13 protein-coding genes are annotated in these 16,829 nt (G+C 58.3%); 8 read left to right on the top strand and 5 right to left on the bottom strand.

Going from position 1 to position 16,829, the window contains the following annotated elements; translation table 11 throughout:
• Positions 1-11: 11 nt before the first annotated feature.
• Entirely contained in the window at positions 12-989 is a 978-nt protein-coding gene (locus ACQY1J_RS03895; RefSeq protein ID WP_430249451.1) for a zinc-dependent alcohol dehydrogenase, read from the bottom strand.
• Complete coding sequence (gene mdoH / locus ACQY1J_RS03900) at positions 986-2,890, bottom strand: glucans biosynthesis glucosyltransferase MdoH (protein WP_430249453.1); 1,905 nt, start codon at positions 2,888-2,890, stop codon at positions 986-988. Before mdoH ends, ACQY1J_RS03895 begins: the two co-directional genes overlap by 4 nt.
• Positions 2,891-3,287: 397 nt before the next feature.
• Here mdoH and ACQY1J_RS03905 point away from each other — a divergent pair, with 397 nt between their 5' ends.
• The 4 genes from ACQY1J_RS03905 to ACQY1J_RS03920 are packed head-to-tail and all read left to right on the top strand — an operon-like array spanning position 3,288 to position 7,344.
• Positions 3,288-4,448 carry a fumarylacetoacetate hydrolase family protein gene (locus ACQY1J_RS03905; RefSeq protein ID WP_430249454.1) on the top strand — a complete coding sequence of 387 codons (1,161 nt, stop codon included), beginning with the start codon at positions 3,288-3,290 and terminating at the stop codon, positions 4,446-4,448.
• Between the two features lie 29 nt (positions 4,449-4,477).
• Positions 4,478-5,011 carry a TRAP transporter small permease gene (locus ACQY1J_RS03910; protein ID WP_062458592.1) on the top strand — a complete coding sequence of 178 codons (534 nt, stop codon included), beginning with the start codon at positions 4,478-4,480 and terminating at the stop codon, positions 5,009-5,011.
• A complete protein-coding gene (locus ACQY1J_RS03915; protein ID WP_062458589.1) occupies positions 5,012-6,289 on the top strand; it encodes a TRAP transporter large permease subunit in 1,278 nt (425 codons plus the stop codon). It begins immediately after the preceding gene.
• Between the two features lie 50 nt (positions 6,290-6,339).
• Positions 6,340-7,344 carry a TRAP transporter substrate-binding protein gene (locus ACQY1J_RS03920; protein ID WP_062458586.1) on the top strand — a complete coding sequence of 335 codons (1,005 nt, stop codon included), beginning with the start codon at positions 6,340-6,342 and terminating at the stop codon, positions 7,342-7,344.
• A gap of 56 nt (positions 7,345-7,400) precedes the next feature.
• On the opposite strand, the gene ACQY1J_RS03925 is transcribed toward ACQY1J_RS03920, so the two are convergent.
• The 3 genes from ACQY1J_RS03925 to ACQY1J_RS03935 form a co-directional block, all read right to left on the bottom strand.
• Positions 7,401-8,315, bottom strand: coding sequence for a DMT family transporter (locus ACQY1J_RS03925; RefSeq protein WP_062576646.1), 915 nt, complete (start codon positions 8,313-8,315; stop codon positions 7,401-7,403).
• A gap of 11 nt (positions 8,316-8,326) precedes the next feature.
• Positions 8,327-9,529: a mandelate racemase/muconate lactonizing enzyme family protein gene (locus tag ACQY1J_RS03930; protein ID WP_430249455.1), complete on the bottom strand. Its 1,203-nt coding sequence runs from the start codon at positions 9,527-9,529 to the stop codon at positions 8,327-8,329.
• A 127-nt stretch (positions 9,530-9,656) separates the two neighbouring features.
• Entirely contained in the window at positions 9,657-10,745 is a 1,089-nt protein-coding gene (locus ACQY1J_RS03935; RefSeq protein WP_430249456.1) for an RHE_PE00001 family protein, read from the bottom strand.
• Positions 10,746-11,130: 385 nt separating this feature from the next.
• Between ACQY1J_RS03935 and repA the strand changes: the two genes are divergently transcribed.
• From repA to ACQY1J_RS03955, 4 genes are all read left to right on the top strand, one after another.
• Complete coding sequence (gene repA / locus ACQY1J_RS03940; RefSeq protein ID WP_430249457.1) at positions 11,131-12,327, top strand: plasmid partitioning protein RepA; 1,197 nt, start codon at positions 11,131-11,133, stop codon at positions 12,325-12,327.
• 3 nt (positions 12,328-12,330) lie between these two features.
• Positions 12,331-13,356 (top strand): plasmid partitioning protein RepB, encoded by a 1,026-nt coding sequence (gene repB / locus ACQY1J_RS03945; RefSeq protein WP_430249458.1) that lies wholly within the window; start codon positions 12,331-12,333, stop codon positions 13,354-13,356.
• 157 nt (positions 13,357-13,513) lie between these two features.
• On the top strand, positions 13,514-14,842 hold the full coding sequence (gene repC / locus ACQY1J_RS03950; RefSeq protein ID WP_430249460.1) for a plasmid replication protein RepC: 1,329 nt from the start codon (positions 13,514-13,516) through the stop codon (positions 14,840-14,842).
• 332 nt (positions 14,843-15,174) lie between these two features.
• The gene (locus ACQY1J_RS03955) at positions 15,175-16,809 is read left to right on the top strand and encodes an ABC transporter substrate-binding protein (RefSeq protein ID WP_113110141.1); all 1,635 of its coding nucleotides are present in this window, start codon (positions 15,175-15,177) and stop codon (positions 16,807-16,809) included.
• Positions 16,810-16,829: the final 20 nt, after the last annotated feature.

Below are 16,829 nucleotides of genomic sequence, written 5' to 3' on the forward strand. Positions count from 1 at the left end.
GTCCTTTCAGACTAACGGTATCGGATACGGTGGCAAAGGGTGCCGGGATCGGCGAGAATTTGGCAATAGTCTTGGGCAAGGTCGGGAAAGTCCGTCTCGCCGGAGAAGAGTTTGTCGAGGCGGTCATCCGCAAGCAGTGCAAGTGCCGCGGCCAGACGCCGCGAAAAAGGCCACCTTGCGCGCCTTTGAACCGGTACGTTGCCGACCTGCGAAGCGACGATCGACAGGCGTTGACTGTGGAAACGACCGCCCAGCGGAATATTCACGCTGCCTTCGCCATACCAGGACATCTCGACGATCCGCGCCTCGAAGCCGGCGAGCGCAATGGATGTGGCAAGACCTGCGGCCGTGGCCGACGTGTGGATCACCACATCGCATCCGCCGGCACGGTCGTTCGCCTGTTCGGGTGATGCAAACCGGCATCCGAAATCTTCGGCAAGACCGCGGCGATCGCCATTGACGTCCACGACGGTGACTTCGGTGCCCGGGATCCTTGCGGCGAGATAGGCAATCAGAAGCCCGACGAGCCCTGCACCGACGACCGCGACCTTGTCTCCAGGAAGAATGCCGGCATCCCAAACGCCGTTGAGGGCCGTCTCCATATTGGCTGCAAGGACGGCGCGCGAGGCGGGCACGCCTGCTGGAACCGGCACGACCATCTCAGCGGGGGCGTGGAAGGCATCCTGATGCGGATAGAGGCAGAATACTGTCCGGCCCACAAGCGCTTCCGGGCCGTCCTTTACGGTTCCGACCACCGCGTAGCCGTACTTGATCGGAAACGGGAATTCTCCATCCTGCAACGGCGCCCGCATGCTGTCGTATTCGCTTTCGGGGACCAAGCCGGCTGCCACCAGCGATTCCGTGCCGCGGCTGATGGCGCCGAAGAGGCTCTCCACCAGAACATCGCCGTGCCCGAGCGGACCAAGCGGCGTCTCCCGCAATTCAGGCTGGTTCTCTCGCACCAGCCACAATGCTTGGGCTATCGTCATGCCTGGCCATCGCGTGCCGGCTTGGGAAAATTGCCTTCAACTCTGACGGACGGACGACGCCAGAGACGGGCTTCATGCGGAACGAGGCGGGTGAGGACCCGCGGAAGACAGCCCTCCTCGGGAATTGCGAACAGTCCGAAACGGGTCGTCCAGTAACCGAACCGCTGCGAGGCCGTGAAGACCGTGAACGGGATCGCCAGACAGAGACCGGCGACCACAGGCAGAGCCCAGAAGATCGCGTACCCACCGATCAGGCCCGTTATGATCGTTGCGAGGACAACGCCGATCAATGTCTGAAGGCCCATCGCCTTGACGGCGGTGCCGAGCGTAACGCCGAGCCGGTCGCGGTTCTGACCGCTCCAGGTGACCGAACGTCCAAACAGAAGACCGATGAGGAACACCGAGACATAGACGGCAACGATCGGCGCCATGATCATCGAGGCCAGGAGTTCGATCACCGCCGACAGACCGAAGCGCAATGGTCCGCCATAGGAGCGGATCGCGCCGGGGGTAAGCAGCACATCGACGACGCCGGCGATCTTGGGGGTGACCGACAGAAGAAAGATGGTGATGAACGACCAGAAGCCGAGTTCGATATAGGTCGCATCAAAGCCGCCGGTCACACCCTTCCATGCGGCGGCAAACGTCGCGACGATCCAGGCCGGCGGTGCCACATACATCAGGACCGCCTGAAAAAGCTGGAACCTGCTCAGCGGCTTGAGGCCCGGCTCAAAAAGGAAACGCCAATACTGCATGTTGCCCTGGCACCATCGCAGATCTCGCTTGGCAAACTCCAGCAAGGTCGGTGGGTTGGCTTCGAAGCTCTGTGTCTCGATCGGCAGCACACGAACTTCGTAGCCGCCCCGACGCATATAGGTCGCTTCCAGCTGGTCGTGGCTCAGCACATGGCCGCCCAATGGCGGCGATCCCGGGAGAACGGGCAGATTGCAGTGGGCCTCAAATGCCGCGGCGCGGATCAGGGCGTTGTGCCCCCAGTAAGGCCCGCAATCAGCGCTCCACCATGCGGAGCCGAGCGTGAAAGACCGCATTCCGTGACGCATACCGAACTGGAACATCCGGGCAAAGCCGCTTTCGGCGGGCACTCCGACGACCAGGGTCTGCAGAATCCCGAGCTCAGGTCGTGCCTCCATGGCAGCCACCAGCCGTATCATCACGTCGCCGGACATGACGCTGTCGGAATCCAGCGGCAGGAAAAAGTCGTAGCGGCTTCCGTGTTCCTTCAGGAAGTCCTGAATATTGCCCGCCTTGTAACCGGCATTGTCAGCACGACGACGATAGACCGGCCGGTTACCGCCATCCGCCACGACATGAGCGGCAACGAGATCGAAGCCCGCTTCTTCCAACTGGATGATGTCGGGCTCGGAAGTGTCGCTGAGGACGAAGAACCGAAAGTGGCGTTGAAGGCCGGTCGCCTGAAGGCTCTTCTGCATCGCCTCTATCCGGGCAAAGACGGGCCGCGGATCTTCGTTGCGCAGGAATATCGTCAGCGCTGTCCGCGACGACAAAGCGATCGGCTGGCTTCCCTGACCCTGCGGATAGAAGGGGTAGATGCTTTTGGAGGGGTCGCCGGGGCCATGCTGGAGGACGATCCCGATCACGGCGTTCCAGAACCCAAGCACCGTCCACGGCGTTGCCAGCATGAACCCGATCAGCATGACGGCTTCCGCACCATCAATGCCATCTGGGGAAAGAAGTCGGTAGACGACATACCCAAGCCCCGCGATCGTTGCGAGGTTGAGCGCCAGAACAATACGACGGCGCCACCGGACTGGAAGTCCGGAATATTGGAAGTCGGGACTTCGTTCGGGATCCGACTGCCAGCCCGTTGCACTTTGGTCGGCAGCCATCGCGTTGAGAACGCCTTCTTTTAAATTGCCCATGCGCAACACTTAGGCTGAACCTCCGTCCTAGCAAGCGCCGAGCGATTTCAAATGAAGTTTACCGACGCCGTTGCCCCGCTCCATATCCGCGCCAGTGCGCAAACAGCCGCAGGTTTTATCGAGATCCTTTTGGATCGTCCGTCACCGCTCGAGGTAGGACGATCCTTCATCCGTCGCCTGGTCAGCTTGCATCGACTTCATTGAGGCGCACCGGAACGACACCGTGCGTCGGCGTTCTTTGCCCGCGTATATTGTATAGATGATCCCCAGAATTGACAGGGTTGCAGTACTGGACACAAAGAAAAACACTCAGTAGAAAGCTCAAGCGACGTTGTCAGACATCGGACAACAGATTGACGGGTGGAGGCCTGATCGATCGGCCGCTTGGAGGATCATAATGACTATACATGGCGGGCTGACGCCCGAACTGATTTTGCCGCAGGATTCCGAGACCGCCACTCTGGTTGGTCGTGTCTGGTCGAAGGCTGCGGACGGCCCCTGCCCTGTCCTTTACCGGAATGGCAGGCTTCTGGATCTTTCGTCGCTCGCTGCGACGCTGTCAGCACTGCTTGAGATCGACGGCCTGGTGGAGCGCCTGACGGCCGCTACCGATTGGACGGATCTCGGCGCTCTCAATGACTTCCTAGACGGCACTGCCGGAACGCTGCTGGCGCCTGTTGACCTGCAGGCGATCAAAGCCGCAGGCGTAACTTTCGCAGACAGCATGCTGGAACGGGTCATCGAGGAACAGGCCAAGGGCGATCCGCTTCGGGCCCAGGAGATCCGCGGCCGCCTGGCGCCGGTTCTGGGCGACAGCCTGAAGGGACTTGTAGCCGGCTCAGAAAAGGCGGCAAGCGTGAAAGCGCTGTTGCAGGATATGGGGCTATGGTCGCAGTATCTCGAAGTCGGGATCGGTCCGGATGCGGAAATCTTCACCAAGGCTCAACCCATGTCGGCCGTCGGCTGCGGGTCGCTGGTCGGCATTCACCCGAAGTCGGATTGGAACAATCCCGAACCGGAAGTGGTGCTTGCTGTCACATCCACGGGTGCGATTGTCGGTGCGACGCTTGGCAATGACGTCAATCTTCGCGATTTCGAAGGACGGTCCGCCCTGCTTCTCAGCAAGGCAAAAGACAACAACGCATCCTGTTCTCTCGGTCCCTTCATCCGACTGTTCGACGGCGAATTTTCGCTCGAAGACGTCAAGAAATCGGAGATCTCGCTTGTCGTCGAGGGCCCTGAAGGTTTCGAGATGACGGGCGTCAGCCCGATGCAGGCAATTAGCCGCACGCCGGAAGATCTCGTGTCGCAGCTTCTCAACCGCAACCATCAATACCCTGATGGCGCCGTATTGTTTCTCGGCACCATGTTTGCGCCGGTCAAGGATCGGCGCGGCAAGGGTCTGGGCTTTACCCACGAGATCGGCGACCGCGTCGAGATTTCGTCGCCAAGGCTCGGGCGCCTGGTGAATTGGGTGGAAAATAGTGAAGCCTGCCCGCCCTGGGACTTCGGGCTGACGGCTTTGATGAAGAACCTCGCGAAGCGCAAGCTCTTGTAGCCGCCGCGGTTGATGGGAGGAGGAACCCGATGCAACGAATAAACGATCTCTTTTATCGCTTCCTGGAACTGCTGCTGATCCTGCTTTTGGCAGGCATGGCAATCATGGTGTTCCTCAACGTGGTGCTGCGCTACGGTTTCAACTCCGGCCTCAACATATCGGAAGAGCTGTCGCGCTACTTCTTCGTCTGGCTGACCTTTATCGGTGCTGTCGTTGCGTTTCGCGAACATTCCCACCTTGGTGTGGAGTCGCTGGTCGCCATGCTCGGTCGCTCGGGCCGTATCGCCTGCATGATCATCTCGAACCTGCTGATCATCCTGTGTTCGGCAATTTTCTTCTGGGGCACATGGGTCCAGTTGCCGATCAACGCCAGCATGGTCGCACCTGTGACCGGGCTTTCCATGGCGTGGGTCTACGGCATCGGCTTCTTCACCGGTGGAGGATGCGTGCTGATCGCGCTTGAACGGCTGTTCCGCCTGATCACCGGTCGTGTCACCGACGCGGAAATCGCAGCCTTCACGGGTGAAAACATGACGATCGAACAACTGGCGGAGCGGACCTAAATGACTCTTTTCGTCTTTGTTGGATCGCTGCTTGGGGCGATGGCCGTTGGCGTACCCGTCGCGTTCTCGCTGATTTTCTGCGGCGTCGTGCTCATGTGGTACATGGACATGTTCAACAGCCAGATCATCGCGCAGAACATGATTGCCGGCGCAGATACATTTACCCTGCTTGCCATCCCCTTCTTCATTCTCGCCGGCGAATTGATGAATTCCGGCGGTTTGTCGAAGCGTATCATCGATTTCGCGATCGCCTGCGTCGGTCACATCAGAGGTGGTCTCGGGATCGTCGCGATTTTCGCAGCGCTCATCATGGCCAGCATTTCGGGTTCGGCCGCTGCCGATACGGCCGCCCTTGCCGCCATCCTCATCCCGATGATGGCCAAGGCCGGCTACAATATTCCCCGCTCTGGCGGTCTGATCGCTGCCGGCGGAATCATCGCCCCGGTCATTCCGCCGTCGATGGCGTTTATCGTGTTCGGCGTTGCCGCGAACGTGTCGATCACCCAGCTCTTCATGGCGGGCATTTTTCCCGGCATCCTGATGGCCGTCTCACTGATCATTACCTGGCTGATCGTGGTGCGCAAAGATAACGTCCAGGCGCTTCCGAAGACTACCTACAAGGAACGCCTGCACGCAACCGGACGCGCTGCCTGGGCGCTCGGCATGCCTGTGATCATCCTCGGCGGCATCAAGATCGGCATCGTGACGCCGACCGAAGCTGCCGTCGTTGCCGCCGTCTATGCGATGTTCGTCGGCATGGTAATCTACAAGGAACTGAAGCCGAGAGACCTTCCGCACGTCATTCTGCAGGCCGCCAAGACGACTTCGGTCATCATGTTCCTCGTCTGCGCGGCACTCGTATCGGCATGGCTCATCACGGCTGCGAACATACCTGCAGAAATCGCCGGCTATATCGAACCGCTGATTGATCGCCCGACGCTGTTGATGTTCGTCATCATGATCCTGGTTCTGGTTGTCGGTACGGCACTGGATCTGACGCCGACCATCCTGATCCTGACGCCGGTTCTCATGCCGATCATCAAGCAGGCGGGAATCGATCCGGTCTATTTCGGCGTGCTCTTTATCATCAACAACTCGATCGGCCTCATCACGCCACCGGTCGGTGTTGTGCTCAACGTTGTCAGCGGTGTCGGGAGAATACCGCTTGGCAAGGTGACGGCTGGCGTATGGCCGTTCCTTCTGGCGCAGTCGCTCGTGCTTTTCCTGCTCGTGCTGTTTCCCGATCTTGTGATCGTGCCCGCACGCTGGTTGCATTGACGGCCTGCCATTCAACCTGTTCACATCAACGTCCAACTGGGAGGACTACTATGAAGAGACTGCTTCTTGCCACTACAGCGATCGCGCTTGCCTGCTCCACAGCAGCACCGGCCTTCGCCGAATTCAAGAGCCGCAACATTCGCGTTTCGAACGGCATCAATGCCGACCATCCCGTGGGTAACGGCATCAAGGCCATGCAGGAATGCCTGGACCAGAAGTCCGGCGGCAAGCTGAAGCTGACCGCTTTCTGGGGCGGCGCTCTTGGCGGCGACCTTCAGGCAACCCAGGCGCTGCGCTCGGGCGTTCAGGAAGCCGTCGTCACATCCTCGTCTCCGCTCGTCGGCATCATTCCGGCACTCGGCGTGTTCGACCTGCCGTTCCTGTTCCGCGATGCGCCGGAGGCCTACAAGGTGCTCGACGGCAAATTTGGCGACGAGATGAACAAGAAGCTCGATGGCGCCGGTCTGGTCAATCTGGCTTACTGGGAAAACGGCTTCCGCAACCTGTCGAATTCCAAGCGCGCCGTCACCAAGTGGGAAGATTTCTCGGGGATGAAGGTTCGCGTCATGCAGAACAACATCTTCCTCGACACCTTCCAGAACCTTGGTGCAAACGCGACCCCGATGGCCTTCGGCGAGGTCTATTCGGCGCTCGAGACCAACGCGATCGACGCGCAGGAAAACCCCTATGTGACGATCGACACCTCGAAGTTCTTCGAAGTGCAGAAATACGTCACCGAGACCAACCACGCATATACGCCTTTCCTCTTCCTCTTCTCCAAGGCGATCTTCAACACCTATTCACCGGAAGAACAGACTGCACTGCGTGAATGCGCAGTGGTCGGTCGCGATGTGGAGCGCCAGGTGATCGGCGATCTCAACAAGAAGTCTCTGGAAAAGATCAAGGCCGCCGGCCTGGAAGTGAACACGCTGTCGCCTGAGGAGCAGGCTCGCATCCGTGAAAAGTCGCTTGCTGTCTATGAAAAGCACAAGGACCAGATTGGTGCCGATGTGGTTGATGGCATCCTGGCGGAACTTAAGGAAGTCCGTAAGTAAGCATCAGGCTTAGGCAGACGAGCCCGCGACGTTACCGTCGCGGGCTTTTTTCATGGCTATTCGAGCGCGATCGGCTGCACCCTTTGGCGCTTCTTCAGCGTCTGCTCGCGCAGGAAGATGAAGACGCCGGAACCGACGATCAGTGCTGCACCGATCAGCATTCCGAATCTCGGCATATCGCCAAAGAACAGCCAGCCGAACAGAACCGCCCAGAGCAAAAGCGTGTACTGTAAGGGAGCGACCGTTGCCGCATCCGAGATCTTCAATGCTCTGTTTACGAGAACGTGAGCCGTCATTGCCACTATACCGAGCAATGCGAGCAGGCCAAAATCGCGGGTAGAAGCGATCGGCGACCAGTCGAAAGGCGCGAAAGCAAGGCCTGCAAGTGCCGCACCGACGATCTGGAAAAAGACCAGCGTCCGGTCTGGGGTGGCCCTCAGGAAACGACCTGAAATCATCATGAACGCGAAGGCGGCACTGCCGAAGATGGATACGATCGCTGGCGGACTGATCATCGCGCTCGACGGTTCGAGCGTGATGACGACACCGATAAAGCCGATGCCGATTGCAGTCCACCGACGCCAGCCGACTTTTTCACCCAGTAGCAGTGGCGAGGCCGCGGCGACATAGATCGGTGCTGCGAGCCAGTAGGTCATGACGTCTGCGAGCGGAAGATACATCACGGCATAGTAGAAGCAGAAAACCTCGGCGGTGGAGCAGAACACCCGAAGGGCCTGCATGCCGGGTCGTTCGACCTTCAGCAGCGAGCCGAATCCTTGAAAGAACAGGAAAGGCAGCAAGATGACAAGCGCGGCGAGGCTGCGCAGAAGCACGACCTGTCCAAGGCCGTAGCTTGAAACGAGCCACTTCCCCATGGCGTCGTTAAGCGCAAACATGACCATGCCGAGCAGCATGATGAGGGGCCCGGCCATGCGCGCCGAGACGATTTGCTTGGAGATGGATGCGATCATGCCGCGATGCCCTACATGTCTGCGAGGTTTGAGAAACGCCGTGTTACGGTGAAGACCTTGTCCAGGTCTGGATTGAGGTCCATTCCGAGGCCAGGACCAGGCGGAACCGTGATCATGCCGTTCTTCACCTCAGGCAGTGCGGTGACGAGATCGCGGTACCACGTCTTGTAGAAGGCGCGCACACTTTCCTGCACCAGCGCATTGGGTGCGTTAAGCGACAGGTGCGTCGATGCGCCGAGGACAACCGGGCCTGTGCAATCGTGCGGAGCGATCGGCAAATGCCAAGCCTCCGCCATCGATGCAATCTTGCGTGCTTCCGACAGCCCGCCGCACCAGGAGATGTCCAGCATGACGATGCCGGCGACGCCCGTTTCGAGATAATCCCGAAAACCCCAGCGCGTTGCCAAGGTCTCAGATGCTGATATTGGTGCGGGCGATACGTCGGCATAACGACGCAGACTCGACAGGCTATCCATCTTGATCGGGTCTTCATGCCAGAGCGTGCTGTAGGGCGTTAGCGCCTTGGCGATCTGCATCGCGGGCAGGAGCTGCCACATGGAGTGAAACTCCACCATGATGTCGATCTTGTCGCCGACAGCGTTGCGGATCTTTTCGAATGGCTGAAGCGCTGCGTTGAGATCGGAAGGCGAAATATACTGTCCCCTCGTCTTTTCGGCGGCGGCATCGAATGGCCAGATCTTCATCGCCGTGATCCCCTCCTCCAGCAGCGAATGTGCCAATTCGTCCGCCCGGTTGAGAAACCCGTTGAGATCGTCGTAGTCCGAGCCGGTCGACAGGCCATAGTTGCCCGTGGTCTGGCCAGTGGATTTCTTGATATACTCGGTGCCGGCGCAGGTATTGTAGGTGCGGATTTCCTTGCGGCTGAAGCCGCCCAACAACTGCGCGATCGGCTGGCCCGTGACCTTGCCGAACAGATCCCACAACGCGATGTCGAAAGCCGAGTTGCCACGCACCTCGGCACCCGAGGATCGGAACCCGACATAGCCCACGAGGTCCTGTGCGAGAAGATCGATGGCAAGCGGATCGCGGCCGAGCACCCGCGGTGCAACATATTCGTGAATGTAGCTTTCGACCGTCTCTGCCCCGAAGAACGTCTCGCCGAGACCGGTCAGACCTTCATCCGTATGAACCAGAACCCAGATCAGGTTTGCGCGCTCTGCAACTCGCACGGTTTCGAGTTTCGTGATCTTCATTGATACCTCCCTTAATGTCCTCCACGACATACCCTCATCATTAAGGGATCGTTTGGACGATAGAAAGGCCGGGAACACTCGTTTCAGTTCGCTTTTGTCTTTATTTGCAACGCGTTAACCCGTCAGATCAAAGTATTCCCCAGGCGCGAAAGCGCCCTCGCCCGGTAAATTCACGAAGATTGAGTTCGGCAGCAATCTTCAGCGCGCCCTGCGGGGTTATCTCCAGTGCGTCGGCAATCATCCCGCTCGAAACAAGCGGGCGCGACAAGACAAGTTCGATTAGCTGGGGAAGCCGCGACGACTGTCGCCGGCCCACCAGACGGCGCTCGAGTTGCTGCTTGGCGAGGAACAACCGCTGGTGCTCCTTCATGCCATGCTCGGACGCGAGCGCAATTGCTTCCGTGAACGCGAGAAGCCTCACCATGCGGTTCCTGGTCATTCTGCGCTCCCGCGACACCTGCCGGAGACCGAAGTTGACCGCGGACAACTGCGTTTCGGTTAACCCGGCTTCGCGCAACACCGCGCTCGCCAGCAAACGTCCAAGCCATGGCGCATGCTTCGACACCTGCAGGTTAGACCAAGCGTCCCACGCAACGGCGGCCCTGAGGAGGGGCGGCATGGACTGCGTTTCGTCCAACACCACCCGCCATTCCGACAGACGAGCGTCCTCGTCCCAGTCCTCGTCATAGATGAGAGCGTCCCGGCCTGGTATCTTCATCGCACGAACGCTTACGGCGTCCGCAAGCAACGCCTGGCTTCGCGCGAGAACGGCATCGATAGCTGCCAAGGGATCCTCGAGATCATCGTCACGCGAGATCGTTGCGAGCCCTCTCGGTGCCGCTTTGATCTCAATGTCTTGAGCCTCGTCATGACGACCGGACCTCAGCGCGACAAGACCGGCGGCGCTCAATGCCCATTCCGGTTCGCTCGCCGCAATTCGCCGACGCGTTCGCAGTACGTCATGGGCAACTGTCAATTCGTGAGTGGAGGCTCGAACTGCCATCCCTGCGTCATGAAGAACAAGGTCTTCGATATGGACAAGTTCCCCGTCGATCCACAGGGACGAGCAGGCTTCCGAGAATTGGGCGCGATCGATCCAGCCTTGCCGTACGGGGGAACTAGCGATCCGCTCATCGAGTCGTACAACGCCGGCTGTCGCTGCGGAGATCGGTCCGAACAACTCACCAAAGTCAATTTTTGAGAGATCGTAACGCATTGAAAGCGTTATAGTTCAATGCCGTTGTGAAAGCTAGCGTCACGTTCGGTTTCGCTACCGGACATTAGATGGATGCGTCCGCTTGATTGAACCGTTTAGCTTCTGGCGTGATGGATCAAGCTAGCATCTGTATGGTGATAAGCAAGCACCATAAACACTTATAGACAGGTTAAAGATGGCAAACGTTGAGCGATCCACTCAGCGGAATCTGATACCTTACCCCCGCCCCACTTCTCGTTGTCCGCGGACAACGAGCGCGACTTTTGCTCTCCACAGGCGCAAAATTCATTTGCATTGAATCATTTGTACAACTCGTGCGAATCGGGGCATATTCAACTGCGCAGTTTTCCGAAGAACTTCGCCAATTGCGCAGTTGGAGAGAAAGATGCCGCAGCCAAGCTTGAAAGTCGACGAACCCCAGGAGCACTTGCCAACGACTCTGGCAACAGATGCCCAGGAGCTTGCGCATCAACTTCAGATGCATCAAGCGAAAATCTTCGCACCGACATCTCAAAAGACGATCCGGCCCTTCCAGCCAGCCGAAGCCGCGAGCTTCATCGGGATCGGAGAAGGATATCTCCGTCAGGTTGCCGCAGAAGGATACGGGCCCGAGCCGCTGGCGAACGGCCGGCGTGTTTACCTACCGACCGACATGGATCGTATTCGTCATGTTCTCGACGAAAAGAACGGCGTGGCGAAATACGTACCGGCCCGCCGTCCTGGCGAAAAGCTGCAGGTCATTTCCGTCATGAACTTCAAGGGCGGAAGCGGCAAGACGACGACGTCCGCGCACCTGTCTCAATATCTTGCCCTTCGTGGCTACAAGACGCTCGCGATCGATCTCGATCCGCAGGCGTCTCTGTCGGCGTTGTTCGGGCATCAACCCGAGCTCGATGTGGGCGAAGGCGAGACGCTCTATGGTGCGATCCGCTATGAGGATCCGCGCCCTATTTCGGAAATTGTCCGCTCCACCTACACACCGAACCTGCATATCCTGCCGGGCAACCTCGAACTAATGGAGTTCGAGCACGAAACGCCCAAGGCCATGGCGTCGGGACAGGTTGCGACGATGTTCTTTGCCCGCATCGGCGAAGTTCTTGCCGATATCGAAGACCTTTACGATGTCGTCGTCATCGATTGCCCGCCGCAGCTCGGCTTCCTGACCATGTCGGCGCTTTGCGCCTCGACATCGACCTTAATTACCGTTCACCCGCAAATGCTCGACGTCATGTCGATGTCGCAGTTTCTCTCGATGACCAGCGAACTGATGTCGGTTGTTGAGCGGGCAGGGGGGCGGACAAGCTATGACTGGATGCGTTATCTTGTGACGCGGTTTGAACCCAATGACGGCCCACAGAGCCAGATGACGGGCTTTATGCGCGCCATCTTCGGCAATCGTATGCTTCACAACGCCATGTTGAAGTCGACAGCAATCTCCGATGCCGGCGTCACGAAACAAACACTGTATGAGGTCGAGCGCAACCAGTTCACCCGCGGCACCTATGACCGGGCGATGGACTCGCTCAATGCCGTGAACCTCGAGATTGAAGAATTGATCCGGTCCGTGTGGGGGAGGCGCTAACAGATGGCACGTAAAAACCTGATCGGCATCTTCGAGCCTCCGGCGCCGGACAACAGTTCAGCACCAGCGCCAACACCTGCCGCACCCCCGGCTGCTCAATCGTCACGTCCATTAGCCGGAATGGCACCGGCCGTGCGCAGCGGTGTCCCCGTTGGTGGCATCACGAGAACGCTTGGCAGCATCACGCAGAAGATGGAAAGGGCGCAGGATCTCGAGCGGCAGCTTTCGGAAGGTCTTTCCGTCGTTGAACTGGATCCATCGCTGATCGACAGTTCCTTTGTTTCCGACCGTATGCTGATCGATGGCGAAGCGCTTTCCCAACTGGTCGAGCAGGTTCGCGAGCATGGACAGCAGGTGCCGATCCTCGTGCGGCCTCATCCCGACCAGTCGGGCAGGTTCCAGGTCGCCTACGGTCACCGCCGACTTGCAGCCGTCCGACAGCTGGGCCTCAAGGTCAAGGCGGTTGTCCGCGTTCTGACCGATGACCAGCTGGTCGTCAGCCAGGGTCAGGAAAACAACGCCCGCACGAACCTCTCGCATATCGAACGCGCCTTGTTCGCCACCCGTCTCGAGGATCGTTCGTTCACGCGCGATATCATCATGGCAGCGCTTGGCGTCGACAAGGCAGCCTTGTCAAAAATGATCAGCCTGGTCCGGGCGATTCCGATGGAAATCATCGATGCGATCGGTCCGGCACCTGAGATTGGCCGCAGGCGGTGGACGGAGCTGTCGGAAAAGCTCAATGCCGGAAACATTCCAATGCTGCTCTCGTGCCTTCAGAAGGGCAGGGCAGAGGGAAAGACAAGCGACGAGCGTTTCCAGCTCGCGTTTACACAGTTGTCCGTGAAACCTGAGGATAGTGGCAAGCCGGCTCAAGCACAGCTGAGGGGTCTGCCCGTTGTCATACGCAAATCGGGAAACCGGTCGACATTCGTGTTCGATGCGAAAAGCGCGCCGGGTTTTGACGACTTCGTCAGCGAACGGCTCACAGAGCTTTTCGCAGAATTTAAACGCAACAAGGGAGTTTGATCAGCAAAAGAAAAAGGCCCCCGAACGACCAAGGTCGTGGAAGCCTCTCTCCGATTTCTAGCAAGATCGAGAATCGCACTTCCATGAATCACAGTCAAGAGTCTTTGGCACCGTTTCGGTGAGCGGCTTTCTTTTGCCTGAAAAAAGGTGAGAGAAAATGGAGAGTGGAACTGTAACGACGCCCTTTGGGCGGCGGGCGATGTCGTATGGACTGTTGGCAAACCAACAAAAAGCCAGCGAAATCACATCCGGAATCAAGAGATCGAAGTGGAAACTGTTTCGATCGATCTGCGAATCACGGTCATCCCTCGGGATCAGTGACCGGGCACTGACTGTGCTCGACGCACTTTTGACCTTCTATCCGGGCGATGAACTTTGCGAAGATGGCAATCTCATCGTCTTCCCGTCCAATGCCCAGTTGTCGCTTCGAGCGCGTGGAATGGCACCGGCAACACTTCGGCGCCATCTCTCGGTGCTGGTGGAAACCGGACTGATCCTGCGCAAGGACAGCCCGAACGGCAAACGCTATGCGCGCCGCAGTTCAGGTGGCAAACTCGATGATGCTTTCGGCTTCAGTCTCGCACCACTTCTGGCACGCGCACGAGAGATCGAAACGATGGCAGCGGAGATCGCTCTTAATCGTGAACAACTCAAGGCTGCAAAAGAGAGAATTACTCTTTGCCGAAGAGATCTCGCAAAGCTGATTACTTTTGCCGTGGATGAAAAGATTTCCGGTGACTGGGAGCAGGCACAGACAAATCTTCAGTGCGTCCTACAGGCAATTCCGCGCGTCCTCACTCTCGATATCGCAGAGCCGCTCCTCACAAAACTCTCGGTACTTCGTGAAGAAGTCGTCAACCAATTGAAATTAAATATGAAATCACCAGAGATGAGCGCCAATGAATCTCAAAGTGAGCGCCACATACAGGATTCAAAAACAAATATCATCTCTGAATCTGAACCGGTGTCGAAAGGGCTTTCATCCGAACAAGCACCGGAACACACTTTGGCGCACGGCACAGCAATCGAAGAGATTGACGATCAACGCGATACTCGACAAAGGCGCCCTCGTTTGAGCTCGATCACCACACACAAAGCTCTACCACTCCCATTCGTCCTGCAAGCCTGCACCCAGATCAACGATTATGGGCCAAGAGCCGGGATCACGTCCTGGAGGGATCTGATTACGGCAGCCTATGTTGTTCGTTCCACTCTCGACATCACGCCAGCTGTCTATGAACGCGCAGCAATCGTGATGGGGCCTGAGAACGCCGCAACAGTGCTTGCCTGCATGCTCGAACGCGCTGAGCAAATCACGTCTGCTGGAGGCTATCTGAGAGACCTGACCCGCCGGGCAGAGAAGGGTGAATTCGCGACCGCGCCGATGCTGATGGCTCTGATGAGAGGCAGTCGATCGAAGCCTGAAACATACCCCGGCACGACCTCACCCCGACAAGGCCCGACCAAAACCGCTTGGGTTTGCTGATGATGACATCAGGGAATTTTCGGTCGATCCCCGTCGACAAAGAGGTCCGCGGAACCATCGTTCGGAGTTTGTGAAACAAAGAGAAACCTATCCTTCCTGACGGCCAGCGCGTCTGGAGATCGCGTCAACGAGTGGAAATCGAACACACAGACAAACGTCACATCCGCGTAACATTGGTCCCCTAGAGCTACGCAAAGTCAGCGGCGCGGTTGAGGTCCTCCCGAAACACGCGGCCAGCTGGCTCAAACTTGTTTGTCGATTTCGAGTGGCACCTGACGCGGAAACCATTGTGTTTTCCGTGAACGCATTCACTCGCCCACAGGAGAGATCCAATGCTTTCTATCAACCGTCGCCACGCTTTGGGGCTGATGTCAGCTGCAGCAGGCACCATTGTCCTTCCACGCATGTCCTTTAGCCAGTCGACACGCCCATCGGTGACGATTGCCGTTCAGAAGATCACCAACAACAACACGTTGGACGTCTGGAACGAACAGTCGAACGTTGGCGAACGCGTGTTCTTCCCCAACCTCTGGGAAGGCCTGATCGGCCGCGACTGGATGGGCAATCAGGGGCCTGTTGCCAGTCTCGCCACCGAATGGAAGCGCATCGACGACAAGACGCTCGAACTGAAGCTGCGTCAGGGCGTGAAATTCCACAACGGCGACGAACTGACCGCTGAAGATGTTGCGTTCTCCTTCTCCAAGGAACGCCTGTTTGGTAATACCGAGCCGAAGGGCGGCAAGACCGTCTTTGAAGCCGACAACAAGCCGACCACGGTCAAGGAACTGCCGGCGATCGTTCCCGGTGTCGCTCGTCGCCTCTGGCCCGCACTGGCCGGTGTCGAAGTCGTCGACAAGCACACCGTGCGTTTCCACAACGCGACGCCTGACATCACGCTGGAAGGCCGCCTTTACTCGTTCGGCAGCCAGATCACCAACCGCCGCGCATGGGACGAAGCCAAGAGCTATACGGATTGGGCTCGCAAGCCGGTCACGACCGGTCCTTACATGGTCTCCGAATTCAAGCCCGACGTGTCGCTGACACTCGTCGCTTTCGATGAATACTGGGGTGGCCGTCCGCCGCTGCAGCAGATCCGTTTCGTGGAGGTTCCGGAAGTCGCTTCCCGCGTCAACGGCCTGCTCTCCGGTGAATACGACTTCGCCTGCGACCTGCCGCCGGATCAGATCTCCGCAATCAAGGCCGCTCCGGGCCTCGAAGTGCAGAGCTCGACCATCTGGAACCACCGCATTTCCACGTTCAACACGCAGAACCCGGTTCTTGCCAACCCGCTGGTCCGTCGCGCGATGACGCATTCGATCGACCGTCAGGCGATCGTGGAAGCACTGTGGGCTGGACAGACTGTTGTTCCAGCCGGCCTTCAGTTCGACTCCTTCAAAACATCCAACATGTATGTCGAAGGCTGGGCTGCTCCGGAATTCAACCCGGAGCTTGCTCGCAAGCTTCTCAAGGAAGCCAACTACAAGGGCGACGCGATCCCGTATCGCCTTCTCAACAACTACTACACCAACCAGACTGCAAACGCGCAGATCATGGTCGAGATGTGGAAGCAGGTTGGCCTCAACGTCGAGATCCAGATGAAGGAAAACTGGGCACAGATCCACGATCCTGCAGGCGTCAAGGGTGTGCGCGACTGGTCGGCTTCCAACTCGATCAACGATCCGATCACGCCACTCGTCGTCCAGTTCGGACCAAACGGCGAAGCGCAGCAGAAGAAGGACTGGACGAACGAGGAGGTCAACAAGCTTTCCGTCATCATGGAAACCTCGACCGACCGCGCCCAGCGCCACAAGGCTTTTGCCCGTATGCTGGAAATCTGCGAGCGCGAAGACCCGGCCTATCAGGTCCTGCACCAGAACGCCGTCTTTACCGGCATGAAGAAGTCTCTGAAGTGGAAGGCAGCACCTGCCTTCGCCATGGACTTCCGTACAGCCAACTGGAACGCCTGATCGTTCTGATGTCTCACGCC

It is taken from the genome of Neorhizobium sp. DAR64860/K0K1 (assembly GCF_050500205.1).
GTDB classification, from domain to species: Bacteria; Pseudomonadota; Alphaproteobacteria; order Rhizobiales; family Rhizobiaceae; genus Neorhizobium; species Neorhizobium soli.

Bases quoted from the DNA above. Each gene is read 5' to 3' on its own strand.
- ACQY1J_RS03895 (WP_430249451.1), bottom strand. From the start codon at position 989: ATGACGATAGCCCAAGCATTGTGGCTGGTGCGAGAGAACCAGCCTGAA.
- mdoH (WP_430249453.1), bottom strand. From the start codon at position 2,890: ATGGGCAATTTAAAAGAAGGCGTTCTCAACGCGATGGCTGCCGACCAA.
- ACQY1J_RS03905 (WP_430249454.1), top strand. From the start codon at position 3,288: ATGACTATACATGGCGGGCTGACGCCCGAACTGATTTTGCCGCAGGAT.
- ACQY1J_RS03910 (WP_062458592.1), top strand. From the start codon at position 4,478: ATGCAACGAATAAACGATCTCTTTTATCGCTTCCTGGAACTGCTGCTG.
- ACQY1J_RS03915 (WP_062458589.1), top strand. From the start codon at position 5,012: ATGACTCTTTTCGTCTTTGTTGGATCGCTGCTTGGGGCGATGGCCGTT.
- ACQY1J_RS03920 (WP_062458586.1), top strand. From the start codon at position 6,340: ATGAAGAGACTGCTTCTTGCCACTACAGCGATCGCGCTTGCCTGCTCC.
- ACQY1J_RS03925 (WP_062576646.1), bottom strand. From the start codon at position 8,315: ATGATCGCATCCATCTCCAAGCAAATCGTCTCGGCGCGCATGGCCGGG.
- ACQY1J_RS03930 (WP_430249455.1), bottom strand. From the start codon at position 9,529: ATGAAGATCACGAAACTCGAAACCGTGCGAGTTGCAGAGCGCGCAAAC.
- ACQY1J_RS03935 (WP_430249456.1), bottom strand. From the start codon at position 10,745: ATGCGTTACGATCTCTCAAAAATTGACTTTGGTGAGTTGTTCGGACCG.
- repA (WP_430249457.1), top strand. From the start codon at position 11,131: ATGCCGCAGCCAAGCTTGAAAGTCGACGAACCCCAGGAGCACTTGCCA.
- repB (WP_430249458.1), top strand. From the start codon at position 12,331: ATGGCACGTAAAAACCTGATCGGCATCTTCGAGCCTCCGGCGCCGGAC.
- repC (WP_430249460.1), top strand. From the start codon at position 13,514: ATGGAGAGTGGAACTGTAACGACGCCCTTTGGGCGGCGGGCGATGTCG.
- ACQY1J_RS03955 (WP_113110141.1), top strand. From the start codon at position 15,175: ATGCTTTCTATCAACCGTCGCCACGCTTTGGGGCTGATGTCAGCTGCA.